This is a genomic window from Alcaligenes parafaecalis (genome assembly GCF_026344135.1).
Taxonomy (GTDB): Bacteria; Pseudomonadota; Gammaproteobacteria; order Burkholderiales; family Burkholderiaceae_B; genus Alcaligenes; species Alcaligenes parafaecalis.
Genome location: NZ_JAPKNA010000003.1, coordinates 80,357 through 96,142 on the forward strand (window position 1 = coordinate 80,357; position 15,786 = coordinate 96,142).

Annotated in this window: 11 protein-coding genes; 8 read left to right on the plus strand and 3 right to left on the minus strand. The window is 56.9% G+C overall.

Features of this window, described 5'->3' with window-relative positions; all coding sequences use genetic code 11:
* Positions 1-130: 130 nt before the first annotated feature.
* Both minC and OSH09_RS10965 read right to left on the minus strand, forming a co-directional pair.
* Positions 131-901 carry a septum site-determining protein MinC gene (gene minC, locus OSH09_RS10960; protein WP_207873391.1) on the minus strand — a complete coding sequence of 257 codons (771 nt, stop codon included), beginning with the start codon at positions 899-901 and terminating at the stop codon, positions 131-133.
* A gap of 10 nt (positions 902-911) precedes the next feature.
* On the minus strand, positions 912-2,669 hold the full coding sequence (locus tag OSH09_RS10965) for a glutamine--tRNA ligase/YqeY domain fusion protein (protein ID WP_207873392.1): 1,758 nt from the start codon (positions 2,667-2,669) through the stop codon (positions 912-914).
* A gap of 160 nt (positions 2,670-2,829) precedes the next feature.
* Here OSH09_RS10965 and OSH09_RS10970 point away from each other — a divergent pair, with 160 nt between their 5' ends.
* The 8 genes from OSH09_RS10970 to yfaE all read left to right on the plus strand — a co-directional run bounded on the left by OSH09_RS10970 (position 2,830) and on the right by yfaE (position 13,892).
* Positions 2,830-4,170 (plus strand): cytochrome ubiquinol oxidase subunit I, encoded by a 1,341-nt coding sequence (locus tag OSH09_RS10970; protein ID WP_266121000.1) that lies wholly within the window; start codon positions 2,830-2,832, stop codon positions 4,168-4,170.
* On the plus strand, positions 4,167-5,216 hold the full coding sequence (locus OSH09_RS10975; RefSeq protein WP_207873394.1) for a cytochrome d ubiquinol oxidase subunit II: 1,050 nt from the start codon (positions 4,167-4,169) through the stop codon (positions 5,214-5,216). Before OSH09_RS10970 ends, OSH09_RS10975 begins: the two co-directional genes overlap by 4 nt.
* An 8-nt stretch (positions 5,217-5,224) precedes the next feature.
* Positions 5,225-6,997, plus strand: coding sequence for a ClcB-like voltage-gated chloride channel protein (locus OSH09_RS10980; protein WP_266121001.1), 1,773 nt, complete (start codon positions 5,225-5,227; stop codon positions 6,995-6,997).
* 21 nt (positions 6,998-7,018) lie between these two features.
* Entirely contained in the window at positions 7,019-8,155 is a 1,137-nt protein-coding gene (locus OSH09_RS10985) for a fimbria/pilus outer membrane usher protein (protein ID WP_266121002.1), read from the plus strand.
* A 9-nt stretch (positions 8,156-8,164) separates the two neighbouring features.
* Entirely contained in the window at positions 8,165-9,991 is a 1,827-nt protein-coding gene (recQ, locus tag OSH09_RS10990) for a DNA helicase RecQ (RefSeq protein ID WP_266121003.1), read from the plus strand.
* Positions 9,992-10,152: 161 nt separating this feature from the next.
* Positions 10,153-12,432: a class 1a ribonucleoside-diphosphate reductase subunit alpha gene (gene nrdA, locus OSH09_RS10995; protein WP_266121004.1), complete on the plus strand. Its 2,280-nt coding sequence runs from the start codon at positions 10,153-10,155 to the stop codon at positions 12,430-12,432.
* 18 nt (positions 12,433-12,450) lie between these two features.
* Entirely contained in the window at positions 12,451-13,587 is a 1,137-nt protein-coding gene (nrdB, locus tag OSH09_RS11000) for a class Ia ribonucleoside-diphosphate reductase subunit beta (RefSeq protein WP_222667638.1), read from the plus strand.
* Entirely contained in the window at positions 13,584-13,892 is a 309-nt protein-coding gene (yfaE, locus tag OSH09_RS11005) for a class I ribonucleotide reductase maintenance protein YfaE (RefSeq protein ID WP_207873400.1), read from the plus strand. The genes nrdB and yfaE overlap by 4 nt, the downstream gene beginning before the upstream one ends.
* A gap of 15 nt (positions 13,893-13,907) precedes the next feature.
* Here the strand turns inward: yfaE and OSH09_RS11010 are convergent, their stop codons facing one another.
* Positions 13,908-15,728: an ATP-binding cassette domain-containing protein gene (locus tag OSH09_RS11010; RefSeq protein WP_266121005.1), complete on the minus strand. Its 1,821-nt coding sequence runs from the start codon at positions 15,726-15,728 to the stop codon at positions 13,908-13,910.
* Between the last annotated feature and the right edge of the window lie 58 nt (positions 15,729-15,786).

Here is a 15,786-nt window from a genome sequence, read left to right on the forward strand (position 1 = left end):
AAACAAAACATATCAATTGCTTTGTTCGGTGTCAGCTTACACGGTTGCGCTTGCACTTGCTTGCCTGCATGGCAGGTGTTTGGTGCAAGCCACTATAAAAAGCGCCGGCAAAAGCCGGCGCCTTGTATTGCTAGGAGCTCAGGGGATCAAATCTGAGCGTATCGTCTTCCAGCGTGACGACGGCCGGTTTATTGCGCAGTTGCGCATCCAGTCGCGTTTCAATAATGCGGTACACGCCCGCAATGGCGATCAGTTCCGGGTCCAGCTCGGTGGTGAAGATGCGTGCCTTGGTATCACCGCGGGCACCGGCCATCGCTTTGCCGCGTAGTGGACCATAAACGTGGATATTGCCATCGGCGACCACTTCGGCTCCCTGGCTGACCGCACCCACCACAATCAGGTCGGTGTGACGGGCGTAGATACGCTGGCCCGAACGCAGTTGACGGTTGATGATGAGCGCTGCCGGAGCAATAGCGGGCGGTGGCGGGGCGGCCGCCGCAGGGGCTTCTGGCTGGGCCGACTGCGACAGGACCGGCACTTCCTTGTCCGGTGCTGCCTGAGCTTGGGGGCGGGCAGGCGGGTTGGACAGCTCAACGTGCGGCAAGCCGCTGTCGATAGCGTTATCGGCATGATCCGGGTGGGCGATGATGCCCACAGGATGCAGCTTGTGCTGGCGCAGGGCGGCGACCAGCGCCGTCCAGTCCACGGAAGCATCGATGGCGCTGGCGTCGATGACAACAGGCTCGTCCTCAAAGAAGGAGCCTGCGTCTTTCATGCGTTGCGCCAGTGCGGCTAACTGCTCGGCCGTGTCGGCCGAGCGCAGCACCACGCGTACGGCGTACAGCGTGGCGCTTTTGAAATCCAGGGCCTGGGGCCCTTTGGCATGAGTCTGATCGTTCACGTTAATAGCCTTAGACCCAAGTGTCTTTCAGAGTCGTGGTGCGGTTAAGAACGGGTTTCTCGGGAGTGGAGTCCACACGGTCCGCCACAAAGTAGCCCAGGCGTTCAAACTGCCAGCGGGCATCGGGCGTAGCCTTGGTGCCGGGTTCCAGCCAACCTTGAATCACGCGCAGCGAGTTCGGGTTGATGTGCTCCAGGAAGTCCTGGTCGGCCGCATCGGGCTGAGGATGGGCAAAGAGACGGTCGTACAGACGGATCTCGGCTGCAATAGCGTGTTCAGCGCTGATCCAGGTGATATTGCCTTTGACCTTGACCGAGTCCGCACCGGGTGTGCCGCTCTTGGTGTCGGGCAGGTATTCAGCCAGAACCTGAGTGACATTGCCTTGCTCGTCTTTGACGCAGCCGGTGCAGCGCACAACATAGCCATATTTCAGACGTACGGTATTGCCGGGGAACAGGCGGAAGTACTTTTTAGGTGGCTCTTCCTTGAAGTCCTCGCGCTCAATGTACAGGCGACCGGAGAAAGGGAACTCGCGTTGACCGGCTTCCGGATTGTGCGGATTGCGCGGTGCGTGGCACAGCTCGCTTTTGCCTTCGGGGTAGTTGGTGATGATCAGTTCGATCGGGTCCAGAATGGCGACGCTGCGGTCAGCCACTGGGTCCAGATCATCGCGCAGGGCTTGTTCCAGCAGGCTGTAGTCCACGTGCTGGGCCGCTTTGGAGACACCCAAGCGGTCCGTGAACAGACGGATGGCACCGGCGCTGTAACCACGGCGGCGCAAACCGGCCAGGGTAGGCATGCGCGGATCGTCCCAACCGGAGACGTGGTTTTCTTGAACCAACTGACGCAGCTTGCGCTTGCTGGTAACCACGTAGGACAGGTTCAGACGGGAGAACTCGTACTGTTTAGGCAGCGGGTCGGCCAATTGGCCTAGCTCAACCAGGCGCTCCAGAATCCAGTTATAGAAAGGACGCTGGTCTTCAAATTCCAGGGTGCACAGGCTGTGGGTAATGCGCTCCAGCGCGTCTTCCACAGGGTGAGCCCAGCTATACATGGGGTAGATACACCATTTGTTGCCGGTGCGATGGTGTTCAGCATGGCGGATGCGGTACATGACCGGGTCGCGCATATTGATATTGGGCGAGCCCATATCAATTTTGGCGCGCAGGGCCATGCTGCCATCAGGGTGATGGCCGTCGCGCATTTCGCGCAGCAGCTTGATCGATTCTTCGGCAGGGCGGTCGCGCCAGGGTGAGTTCACGCCTTTTTCAGTCAGCGTGCCACGGTTGGTGCGCATCTCTTCGGCGCTTTGTTCATCGACATAGGCATGGCCTGCATTTACCAGCGCTTCTGCGAACTGGTACATATGGTCGAAATAGTCGCTGGCAAAGTACAGGTTGTCTTCGTTCTTGAAGGTCCAGTCAAAGCCCAGCCATTTGACCATGTCGATAATGGCGTCCACGTACTCCTGTTCTTCTTTCTCAGGATTGGTGTCGTCAAAACGCAGGTGGCAGGCGCCTTGGTAGTCGCTGGCCAGTCCGAAGTTCAAACAGATACTTTTAGCGTGCCCAATATGCAGGTAACCATTGGGTTCGGGGGGGAAGCGCGTACGGATACGCGCGGCATCAACAGCCGCCCCTTGCTGGGTACTGGCCGGGCCTGGCTGACCGGCCCAGGATTTTTGTGCGTAACGGCCAGCGCTCAGATCCTGGTCGATGATCGTGCGCAGAAAATTAGATACGGGAGCAGGAGTGGTGTCAGAGGTCATACAGTTTGAAATAAAGAAGCCGACAGACTAATCGGCCATTTTGCCACGTTCTTGTTTTAGAGGGGTATTTACCCCATGAACGGGTTCTAAAAAATCGGGGAAGAACTTGGGGTAGTATGGTGGCGTTTGCAGGCCAATTCACCCTACACTAGCGCTCATTATGACGCACTCCGCCCTTTCTCTGTCCCATGCCCAGTTTTTCCTTAGCCTGGGCTTCATGCTGCTGTTTCTGGCTCTGGAGCTGGGACTGGCCTGGGTGCTGCTGTATTTCAAGACCAGAACCTTTGGCAACAATGCCGCCGCCTGGATGGGGGCGTACCGTTTCTGGGTGCGTTTGTTTGCGCTGGCCTTTATTTTAAGCTTTGCCGCTTCCACGCCCGTGCTGATCCAGTTCGGCAGTGTCTGGCCGGGCCTGATGGAACAGGTAGGCGATGTCATCGGCCCCATGCTGGCCGCCTCCATGCTGTCTCTGTTCATCTTCAAATCCTGCTTTTTGGGCGTGATGCTGTTTGCCCAGCGCATGCTCTCCAATCTGGTTCATACCCTGGTGGTGTTGATGGTGGCCTTGGGCGTTACCGTCACCGCTTTCTGGCTGGTCGCGATTGTGGCCTGGATGCAAGTGCCGACCGGGGTGGATGTTATTGAAGGTCATTACGTCGTCATGGACTGGCTGGATGTGTTGAGCACGCCTGCCTTGCCCTGGTACGCGGGTCTTTTGCTGGTGGGCAGTTTGCTGACGGTGGCCTTTTTCATGTTGGGTGTGACTTGCGCCCAGACGATGCAAAGACCGGTCACGGATCAGGAACGTCTGGCGTTTCGTAGTGCCTTGTTTTTAGGTGTGGTGGCCTGGGTTGCCCTGGTGTTTGTGGTGGTGGGTAATGGATTCATGACTGCCGAGCATCAGCCTGCCAAGGCGGCGGCCGCTGCTGCCTATTGGGAAAGTGGTTCACAACCGGACTTGATTCTGGTGGCCGCCCCATCGGCCATGCAAGACAGTGTCCTGGGTGTGCTGCGCTGGTCGCATGCAGGTGGGCGCTGGTTGGGTCGTAATGACAGCGGCATTCTGATGGGCCTGGATCAGTTCTCCGAGGCCATGCCACCTGTAACTCTGACGTTCTGGTCCTTCCGCGTGGCTGTGCTGGCGGGTGCTGTGATGCTGTTTCTGCTGCTCTGGGTGCTGTTGCGTACGCGCCGTTATGGCTTGGATCCGCACTCTCTCTCTTATAGAGAGCGTCAGTTAATGGTGGCCGCATCGGTGCTGGGCTGGATTATGTTGCTGGCCGGGGCCGCCTACGTATTGCTGGGTTTTCTGCCCTATCTAGTGGGTAACGATATTCAGGCCGTGCAGGTACAGAGCAAGGAAAGCGTCTTTACTGTCGGGCTGGGTGTGCTTTCTTATGGCCTGGTGTACGTCTTGTGCATGATTGGCTTTTTCCAGAAGCTGCGGCATGCAGTACGTTTCGGTGTGGTGCCGATCGCGCGTCATCGGGGGCGGGCATGATTGATTCTTTTGCGAATGCGCTGGGGCTGGGTGCCCATGATCCGGCGTTCTGGATGCCGCTGGCGTTTCTGGCTCTGTTCTTTTTGATCATTGTGGCTGGCACCGTTCTGGACGGTTTTGATATTGGTGTGGGCTGCTTGTCCTTGTTGGCGCCGGATTCTCTGCGTCCCCGCATGCTGTCTTTGTTGAGTCCCTGGCGGGATGCCAACGAGTTCTGGCTGTTTCTCGGTCTGGGCCTGTTTGTCTGCGCCTTCCCCAAAGCCTGGGGGGCGGTGATGGGCGGCTTGTATGGGCCTTTATGTGCTTTGGGTGTGGGCGTTTTCGCCCGCTCCGTGTCCTTTGAGTTCCGCCTGCGTGCGCCGGTAGAGCGTCAGTCCCGCTGGCAGATGGGCTTTGCCCTGGGCTCCTGGTTGACGGCTTTTTCCCATGGCGTATTGTTGGCTCAAGTCGTGGTGGGCTTTCAAAGCGATTCAGGCTACATCTGGTTTTCCATCTTCATGGGCTTTTGCGCCATCGCGGCCTACTGCTTGCTGGGGGCCAGTTGGCTGATCATGCGCGAGGCGGGCGAGCTGCGTGCCCGTGCGGTGAACTGGGGACGCCGTTCGGTGCGCTGGTTTGCGGCAGGGGCCGTCGGTGTTTCGGTGGTGTTGGCTTTTGTGAATGCGGGTGTGTTGCTCAAGTGGAGTGATGGCCCGTATTGGGGGCTGGTACTGTTCCTGTGGGCCCTGATACTAAGCTGCTTTGTGTCGATTGAAATGAGCCTGCAGCGCATGATCAATAGCAGCTATCGCACCACCACCTTGCCCTTTTTGCTGACCTTGTTTGTGATGGTGTCCGTCATGGCAGGGCTGGCGTTCAGTTTCTTCCCCTATCTGATTCTGGACGAGATGACGATCTGGGACGCTGCCGCTGGAGTGCCTGCGTTAAGTCTGATCCTGTCGGCCATTGTGATTGCCTTGCCCATCGTGCTGATTTTCAACGTGTGGGTGTATTGGCGCATGTTTGGTTTGTCCCGCCCACCTTTGCCGCCCAGCTTTAAAGGCTGACCTTTTCTATGATTGCCCATTCCGTACTGTCGATGCGCAAGCGTCTTCAGGGTTTCAAGTGGTTGTCTGATATGCCCGCCATGCTGGCCTGGGCGGTCTTGGCCGGTATCCTGGGGGCTTTGGCGACGCTGGCCTTTCATCAGGGTATGCGCCTGGTGCAGCAAGTGGTCACGGGACAGCACGGCGGTATTGTCGCGGTAACGGAAGGCCTGTCCTGGTACATGCGCCTATTGTTTCCCACCTTGGGTGGTCTGTGCGCCGGTATCTTGTTGTGGCTGGCGGGGCGTCTGCCTTCGGGAAGTAATTCAGACTATATGGAAGCTGTGGCCATTGGTGATGGTCGTCTGTCCATCCGCCAGGGCTTGTTGCGATCCTTGTCCTCCCTGATGACGGTGGCCTCGGGCGGCTCGATTGGTCGGGAAGGGGCGATGGTGCATCTGGCCTCCTTGTCCGCTTCCGCAATTGGCCGTTTCACTCTGTTTGGTGAAGCTCGCCTGCGCTTGCTGGTGGCCTGTGGCGCAGCAGCCGGGGTGGCGGCTGCGTATGGCGCCCCGATTGCCGGTGCCGTGTTTGTGGCCGAGATCGTGCTGGGCACCATGACCATGAGCAGCTTCGGCCCCTTGTTGATGGCGGCTGTCAGTGCTCACCTGACCATGCGCATGCTGGGTGGCTATCACGCTCCCTATGAAATGACGAATGTTCAGGCCGTTGCTGGCTGGGACATCTTGCCCTTTCTGGTGCTGGGTGTGCTGATCGGCTTGGCCGCTCCAGCTTTCCTGAAATTGCTGAATCTGTTTCGCACGCTCTTCAAGCGCACGGGGCTAGGTTTGCCCCTGCGTCTGGCGCTGGGGGGGGTGTTGCTGGGATGCTTGCTGATTGTCATGCCGCGCGTGGCGGGTAATGGCTTCAGTGTGGTGTCGTCCATGTTGCACAGCGATTGGGCCTGGTATAGCGTCCTGCTTATCCTGGTATTCAAGGTGCTGGCGACCGGGCTGACCGTAGGTTCGGGCGCTGTCGGTGGTGTGTTTACTCCCGCCATCTTTGTGGGCGCGGCCTTTGGCACCCTGTTTGGTCAGTTGACCTTGCTGATCCTGCCTGGTCTGGACTTGCCCTTGTATTTGTTCACTCTGGTGGGCATGGGGGCGTTTCTGGGGGCGGCGACCAGTGCGCCGTTCATGGCTATTTTGATGCTGTTTGAAATGACGCTCAGCTATCAGTTAGTGCTGCCTTTGATTGTTGCCTGTGTCATGGCCTATTTCGTGTCGCGCGGTGTGGCTGAAGTGGCCATGTATGAAGTCACCTTGGTGCGCGAGCGCGACGCCTTGCTGCGCCACAAGTTGCGTCACACGACCTTGGCTGAACTGGTGCGCCCGGCGGATACCGTGGTCAGCACGACCACCCAAATGCGCGAAGCCCTGCAAATGTTCCTGGATTATCCCGTGCGCTATTTGTACGTGGTGAACGAGGAGCAGGTTTATCAAGGGGTGATTGCTCAACCTGATCTGACGCGTATGTTGCTGGACGACAACGCGGCCCAGGAGCGCGTGGTGGGGGATATTCTGCGTATGGATTTCGTCAAGACGCTCTACCCGAACATGAGTCTGGACGAGGCCCAGGAGCACTTTGTAAACTTCGCCGGAGAGCGCCTGCCCGTATTGAATGGTGACGGCTCGGGTCGCTTGATTGGTGTAGTCTATAAGTCTGCTGTGCTGGAAAAATACTCCGCCATCAAACGCTCCCTGGATGCGAGCGGCGAAGTGATGCTGGATGCCCGGCGCTAAACTCTTTTTGTGACATAAATCATGCGTACAAAAGCTTGCCAGCGAGGCTTGGCAGGCGGGCTGATTGTCGGTCTTGCCATGCTGTTCGCTGTTCCATTGGCTACGGCCCAAAATCGTATTGGCTTGGAAAACCTGTCTGCGACCCGTGTGTACGGCGTCGATGAGGCTCAGGCGATTCCAGCCCAGGAGCTCCCGCCTGTGGAGCCGTTTTTTGATGCTTCACAATGGCATCGCCAGGGTGATCAGGATTTGCCCAGCCCTGCTGCGTCCATGGATTTCTCTTTTTCTGATTTCAGTCTGAATGGTTCCAGTACCGCCAGCCTGGCTCGCTCTATTCAATATAGTCAGCAGTCTTCGCCTATCTGGAGTGCACGCTGGTTAAGCAGTGCACCTGATCAGGTTTGGCAGTTCGGTGAGCGCAATTGGCGCTACGTTAATGGCGATGGCCTTGAGCTAACCCTGGGGAATGACACTGTGACCGCACCGGATTGGGCGCGGCCTGTGGCGCTCGGCGGTATTAATCTTACCCAGCAGTTCGAGCAGGGTCCGACCGGACCGTGGCGTTATGCCTTGGCGGTGGGGGCGTTGGATATGACGGGCAAGCAAGATAATGGGGATCTGGTGTATGGGTCTTCTGCCAGCAGTCTGATGCTCAGCACGGATGTCACTAGCCGGACCAGTATTGATACCCAAGTGGAAAGTGCGCGCGACTTTGGCTTGACTGGTTTGGGAGCCACTTATCGTTCCCCGGACTTTGGGGTCTGGCAAGCCAGTGTGGCCCGAGCCTCCCATGCAGTCGGGCAGGGCTGGCGCTATCAGGCGGCCTATGGTCTGGACGTGCTGGATGATTTGCACCTGCAATGGCAGGGCGAACGCTACGAGGACAATTTCCTGGATTTAAGCCGTTATCAGGGCATGAAGGTAGACGCGGCCAGCAGCCGACAGGTCGTGGGCCTGTCTGTTCCTTTGCGCCGCTGGGGGGAAGTGCAGACCCAGTACGAGGTACAGCAGGTAGTTGCCGGTGGGGAGAACCGCTACCTTGGGGTCACGCAGCAGTTCTGGTACAGTCCCCACCTTAGGGTGGGTTTGCAAGCTCGCCGTCATCTGGAAAGTCGTCAGTCGAACATCGCGCTGCGTTTTTCTATTCCGATTTTTTAAGCAGGCGGCATGGCCCAGTCAGCACTTGAGGTTCTTCAGGAAGTTTTTGGTTATGACAGTTTTCGTGGTTCTCAGCACGAGATTATCGAGACCCTGATCCAAGGCGGTGACGCCCTGGTCTTGATGCCTACGGGCGGCGGCAAGTCGCTCTGTTACCAGATTCCTGCATTGGTGCGCCCCGGCACCGGCGTCGTTGTCTCTCCCCTGATTGCCCTGATGCAAGATCAGGTAGACGCGCTCAATGAACTGGGCGTTAACGCCGCTTATCTGAATTCCACCCAGGATTGGCAAACGGCCCGCGAGGTCGAGCGTGAATTCCTGACAGGGCAGTTGGATCTGTTGTATGTCGCTCCCGAGCGCTTGCTGACGGACCGCTGCCTGGATTTGTTGGCCCGCGGCCAGATTTCCCTGTTCGCCATTGACGAAGCTCACTGCGTATCGCAATGGGGGCACGACTTCCGCCCGGAATATCTGGGCCTGGATTTGTTGGCAGAGCGTTGGCCGGGTGTGCCACGGGTTGCCCTGACGGCTACCGCCACTCAGTTGACGCGGGTAGAAATTGCGCAGCGCCTGAAGCTGGAAGAAGCCCGTCATTTTGTGGCCAGTTTTGACCGCCCCAATATTTGCTACCGCATTATTGAAAAGAATGAAGTACGCAAACAGTTGCTGAGCTTCATTCAGGAAGAGCATGCCGGGCATGCCGGGATTGTGTATTGCCTGTCCCGCTCTCGGGTAGAAGACACTGCCGAGTTTCTGTGCAAGAACGGAATTCACGCTTTGCCCTACCATGCCGGTCTGGAGGCGCAGCAACGTGCCATCAATCAGGCTCGCTTTCTGCGCGAAGAAGGTGTGGTGATGGTGGCGACCATTGCCTTTGGCATGGGCGTCAATAAACCGGATGTGCGCTTTGTCGCCCATATTGACCTGCCCAAATCCGTAGAAGGGTATTACCAGGAAACGGGGCGTGCTGGCCGCGATGGCGAGGTTGCCACGGCCTGGCTGGCTTATGGTTTGCAGGACGTGGTGCAGTTGTACCGCATGATTAACCAGTCGCAAGGCGATGCGGCGCACCGGCGTCAGCAAGGTCAGGCGCTGGATGCCATGTTGGGCCTGTGCGAAACCATTTCCTGCCGCCGACAGCGCTTGCTGGCCTATTTTGATCAGCAGATTGAGCCCTGCGGTAACTGCGATACCTGCCTGGAAGCCCCGGAGGCCTGGGATGGCACGGTGGCCGCCCAGAAAATGCTGTCCACGATCTATAGGTTGTGGCGCGAGCGTGGCCAACGGTTCGGGGCAGGGCATCTGATCGATATCCTGCTGGGCAAAACCACCGAGCGGGTCAAAGAGCACGAACACGACAAGCTGACGGTCTTTGGTGTGGGCAAGGAATTGTCCGACCAGGCATGGCGTGGTGTGTTGCGCCAATTGCTGGCACATAGTTTGGTGACTGTCGACCCGGAAGGCTATGGCACCTTGTTACTGACCGACGCCAGTCGCGAAGTTCTCAAAGGGGAACGCACCTTGATGTTGCGCCGCGAAACCGTAACACGCGGACCGGCTGCGCATCGTGTCAAAGGTCAGGCACCGGTAGGCCCCGCGCTGGAGCCCGATCAGCAAAGACGCTTCGAGGCTTTGCGTGCCTGGCGGGCTGCTACCGCACGCGAACATGGCGTCCCTGCCTATGTCATTTTCCATGACGCGACTTTGCGCGAAGTGGCCATCCGCTGCCCCAACTCAGAGGCTGATCTGGAGCCGATTACAGGCATTGGGGTACGTAAACGGGAGGCCTATGGCGAGGCTTTGCTGCGCTGCGTTCAAGAGTTCCAAACACAATAAAAATTGTTAACAGCGCAAAGATTGGTTGCATTTTAAAATGCCGAATCCGCTATATGTAGTAGAATGATGCCTATTCCACACTACATATGGTGTGCACCAAATGACGTCGGCGGCTGCGAAAGCCGCTTCTTCCGTCAATCTTTATCGATTCCGAGACTGAAATGCAATCAACCGAACAGTTAATGGTCACTAAACGAGATGGCCGTACAGAACCTATTAACCTCGACAAGATTCACCGAGTGGTTGATTGGGCCGCTGAAGGTCTGAGTAATGTGTCTGTCTCTCAAGTAGAGCTGCGCTCTCACATTCAGTTCTATAACGGTATTCGCACCAGCGACATCCACGAAACTATCATCAAGTCGGCAGCGGATCTGATCTCCGAAGATACGCCCGACTACCAATATCTGGCGGCTCGCCTGGCGATTTTCCATCTGCGCAAAATCGCTTTTGGTCAGTTTGAGCCACCGACCCTGTTTGATCACGTGACGCTTCAAACCAAAGAAGGTCGCTACGATCCCCATCTGCTGCAGGATTACACACGCGCCGAGTTCGATGAGCTGGATGCTCACCTGGATCACTGGCGTGACATGAACTTCTCGTACGGTGCGGTCAAGCAGTTGGAAGGCAAGTACCTGATCCAAAACCGCGTGACCAAGCGCATCTACGAAAGCCCCCAGTTCTTGTACATGCTGGTGGCCATGTGCCTGTTCGCTCGTTACCCTGCTGAAACCCGTCTGAGCTTTATCAAGCGCTTCTATGACGCGGTATCGCAATTCAAGATTTCCCTGCCCACGCCCATCATGGCTGGCGTGCGCACACCTACCCGTCAGTTCAGCTCTTGCGTGCTGATCGAATGTGACGACAGTCTGGACAGCATCAATGCCACGACCAGCGCCATCGTTCGCTACGTGTCCCAGCGAGCCGGTATCGGCATTAACGGTGGTCGTATTCGCGCCGTAGGCAGCGAAATTCGTGGTGGTGAAGCCCAGCACACCGGTTGCCTGCCTTTCTTCAAGATGTTCCAGGCCGCTGTGAAGTCTTGCTCGCAGGGCGGCGTGCGTGGTGGTGCAGCGACCCTGTTCTACCCCATGTGGCACCTGGAAGTGGAAACACTGCTGGTTCTGAAGAACAACCGTGGTGTGGAAGAAAACCGTATCCGTCACCTGGACTACGGCGTTCAGATCAACCGCCTGCTGTACCAACGTCTGATCAAGGGCAGCCATATCACGCTGTTCTCGCCGCATGACGTACCCGGCCTGTACGACGCTTTCTTTGCAGACCAGGACGAGTTCGAGCGTCTGTACGAAAAGTACGAACAAGATCCCGCCATTCGCAAGCGCAGCCTGCCTGCCGTGGAATTGTTCTCCCTGTTGATGCAAGAGCGCGCCAGCACGGGCCGTATCTACATTCAGAACGTGGACCACTGCAATACGCATAGCCCCTTCCAGGCCGACCGCGCTCCTGTGCGTCAGTCCAATCTGTGCATGGAAATTGCGCTGCCCACCAAGCCCCTGAACGATCTGAACGATGCCGAAGGCGAAATCGCCCTGTGCACGCTGTCGGCTTTCAACCTGGGTGCTTTGGAGTCCCTGGACGAGCTGGACAGCCTGTCCGAACTGATTGTGCGTGCTCTGGATGCGCTGCTGGACTACCAGGATTACCCGGTCAAGGCCGCCTTGAACGCCACCAACAAGCGTCGCTCCCTGGGTGTTGGCGTTATTAACTACGCCTACTATCTGGCCAAGAACGGCACCCGTTACTCCGACCCTGCTGCCCTGGGCCTGACCCACCGCACGTTTGAAGCCATCCAGTACTACCTGTTGAAGGCATCGGTGCAGTTGTCGCGTGAGTACGGTCCTTGCGCGGCTTTCGACGAAACCACGTACGCTAAGGGCCTGCTGCCTACCGACACTTACAAGAAAGATGTGGATGGTATCTGCAACGAGCCCCTGCACCTGGATTGGGAAGCCTTGCGTGCTGATATCGTCAAGCACGGCCTGCGCAACTCCACCCTGACCGCCTTGATGCCTTCGGAAACGTCCAGCCAGATCGCCAATGCCACCAACGGTATTGAGCCTCCGCGTGGTCTGGTGTCCGTCAAGCAATCCAAGGACGGTATCTTGCGTCAGGTGGTGCCTGAATTTGAAAAATATAAGGATCAGTACGAATTGCTGTGGCAAATGCCCGGTAACGACGACTACCTGAAGTTGGTTGGCGTGATGCAGAAGTTTGTCGACCAGTCGATCTCTGCGAACACCAACTATGACCCACAGCGGTTCGAGGGTGGACGCGTTCCGATGAAGCAACTGCTCAAGGACCTGCTGCTGGCCTACAAATATGGCGTGAAGACCTTGTACTACCACAACACCCGCGACGGTGCCGACGACTCGCATGGCGAAGTCGAAGACGACGGTTGCGCAGGTGGCGCGTGCAAGATCTAAGCAAGGGTAAAGAGCATCATGACTACCTATAGTACTTTTTCTAAAACGGATAACGACCAGCTCAAAGAACCCATGTTCTTTGGGCAGCCGGTTAACGTGGCTCGCTACGACCAGCAAAAGTATCCGATTTTTGAAAAGCTGATTGAAAAGCAGTTGTCCTTCTTCTGGCGTCCGGAAGAAGTGGACATCACCCAGGACCGGATCGACTACCAGAACCTGCCTGACCACGAAAAGCATATTTTCATCAGCAATCTGAAGTATCAGACCTTGCTGGATTCCATTCAGGGTCGCAGCCCCAACGTGGCCTTCCTGCCTCTGGTTTCGATTCCAGAGCTGGAAACCTGGATTGAAACCTGGGCTTTTTCCGAGACGATTCACTCGCGCTCGTACACGCACATCATTCGCAATATTGCCAATGATCCGTCTGTCATTTTTGACGATATCGTGCGCAACGAGAACATCCAGTTGCGTGCCGCTGACATTTCCTCGTACTACGACGAACTGATCACCGACACCATGCTGTACGCCCAGTTGGGCGAGGGCAAGCACGAGATCAACGGTGAAACCCGTACGCTCAGCGTCTACGAGCTGAAGAAAAAGCTGTATCTCTGCATGATGAGCGTCAATATTCTTGAGGCCATCCGCTTTTACGTCAGCTTTGCCTGCTCCTTCGCCTTTGCCGAGCGCAAGCTGATGGAAGGTAACGCCAAGATCATTCGTCTGATTGCGCGTGATGAAGCGCTGCACCTGACTGGCACACAGCACATCATCAATATCATGCGTTCGGGCAGTGATGATCCCGAGTTCGCCCAGATTGCCCGCGAGCTGGAACCCGTCTGCTTTGAAATGTTCAAACATGCCGCCGAGCAAGAGAAGCAGTGGGCGGATTACCTGTTCCGTGACGGTTCCATGATTGGTCTGAATAAAGACATTCTGGGTCAGTACGTGGAATACATCACCAATATCCGTATGGGTGCAGTGGGCCTGAAGCCCGCGTTTGAGTCCGTCAAACACAACCCCATTCCCTGGATCAATACCTGGCTGTCCTCGGACACCGTGCAGGTGGCACCCCAAGAGGTGGAACTGAGCTCTTACCTGGTCGGCCAGATCGATTCGGCCGTGTCGGCCGGCGACTTCGACGGTATTGAACTATGAGTCTAGTCCGGACAACTGATGATCACTTTCAGTTGCGGGACGGCGAAACCTTGTTGGAAGGTTTGGAGAGAACCGGCCATCAGGTTGAGTATCAATGCAGGAGCGGCTATTGCGGCTCCTGCCGTATTCCTCTAGTTTATGGAAAGGTTGCTTATAAAGAGCAGCCCTTGGCGTATGTCGGCCCAGGCGAGGTTCTACCGTGTTGTTGCACGGTAATCGAGCCGATCATGGTCGATTGTCAGCGCGTTGCCCGGATTCAGGAGGAACCAGAGGATCAGTTCGGCTTTACCGGGCTGAACCCCTGATTCCTTTGTCTTTCTTTAGCTGGCCAAGCGTTTTTCTTCCAACTTTTCCCAACGCTCAAATAACTGCTCCAGGTCACTGTTGAGCTGATCCAGTTGTTGGTTGATCTCGTCAGCTCGAGTGGAACCGTCTTTGTACAGATCCGGTGCGCTCAGTTGTTCTGCCAATTCGGCCTGCTGGCTTTCTATGGCTGCAATTTTCTCGGGCAGCGCGTCCAGTTCCTTTTCTTCCCATGACGCCAGACGGCTTACCTTGGCTGCTTTGCCACCGCGCTCGGCTGCCGGTTTGGCGGCGGCAGGAGTGGGTGCTGCATTGCTGGCTGATGCCTGCGTCGCTGCGTTGGCCTGGGGGCGTTGCGCCAGCCATTCGTCGTAGCCACCGACATATTCGCCCCAAAGGCCTTGGCCTTCAGCGGCAATGACCTGAGTGACCACATTGTCCAGGAAGGTTCGGTCGTGGCTGACCAGCAGTACGGTGCCGGTGTAGTCCTGAATCAGGTCTTCCAGCAGTTCCAGGGTTTCAATGTCCAGGTCGTTGGTCGGCTCATCCAGTACTAATACATTAGTGGGTTGAGCAAACATGCGTGCTAGCGCCAGTCGAGCTCGCTCGCCACCGGACAGGCTGCGTACGGGAGAGTGGGCGCGGGCGGCTGGAAACAGGAAGTCTTCCAGGTAGCTCATGATGTGTTTGCGCTGATTGCCGATTTCTACCCATTCGCTACCGGGGCTGATGGTGTCGGCCAGCGTGGCGTTTTCATCCAGACGGCTGCGCATCTGGTCAAAGTAGCCAATATTGAGTTTGGTGCCGTGGCGCACAACGCCGGAATTGGGCTCTTGCAAGCCCAGCATGATGCGCAGCAAGGTGGTTTTGCCTGCGCCGTTGTGCCCGATTAGGCCAATACGGTCGCCACGCATCAGCACGGTCGAGAAATCCTTGATCAGTATGCGGCCATCGTAGCCGTGGCTGACATCCTGCAATTCGGCGACCAGCTTGCCGGAGCGCTGGCCTTCAGAAATGGCGAATTTGACGTCGCCCGAACGCTCGCGACGCTCGGCACGGTCACGGCGCAATTGCTCCAGGCGACGTACGCGGCCCTCGTCGCGAGTGCGGCGTGCTTGTACGCCTTTGCGAATCCAGACTTCTTCCTGGGCCAGAAATTTATCAAACTTGGCGTTTTGTTGCTTTTCAGCCTCCAGGAACTCGGCTTTGCGTTCCTGCCATTGGCTGAAGTTGCCGGGAAAGCTGAAGAGTTTCCCGCGATCCAGTTCGATGATGCGGGTGGTCACTACATCCAGAAATCGGCGGTCGTGGGTAATGATGACGGCACTGCCGCGAAAATCCAGCAGCAGTTGTTCCAGCCAAAGAATGCCATCAAAGTCCAGGTGGTTGGTGGGCTCGTCCAGCAAGAGCAGATCGGGTTCTTCCACCAGCGCATTGGCCAGGGCCACGCGTTTGCGCTGGCCGCCAGACAGGCTGCCGGTCAGGGCGTCGGGGTCCAGCCCCAGCTTGTCCATCAAGGCATTGACGCGGGCAGGGCGTTGCCAATCTTCGGTTTCAGTGAAATCGCCACACAGAAAATCGTAAATGCTGACTTCGGGATCCAGCTCGGGTTCTTGCTCGACGGTGGCAATTTTCAGCCCACCCAGTCGTTTGACCTGGCCGTCGTCGGGAGCCTGGCGTTGATCCAAAATTTTCAAAAGTGATGATTTACCAGCACCATTGCGCCCGATCAGACCGATGCGTTCGTTTCTTTGTATGACCAGATCGGCATGGTCCAGCAAGGGATGGTGGCCGAATGCCAATTGGACATCGGTCAGGGAAATCAGATTATTGGACATAAGACTCCAGATAAAACAGCGCGTCCTGCGAATTTCTCTATTGTCGCAGGTTACAATG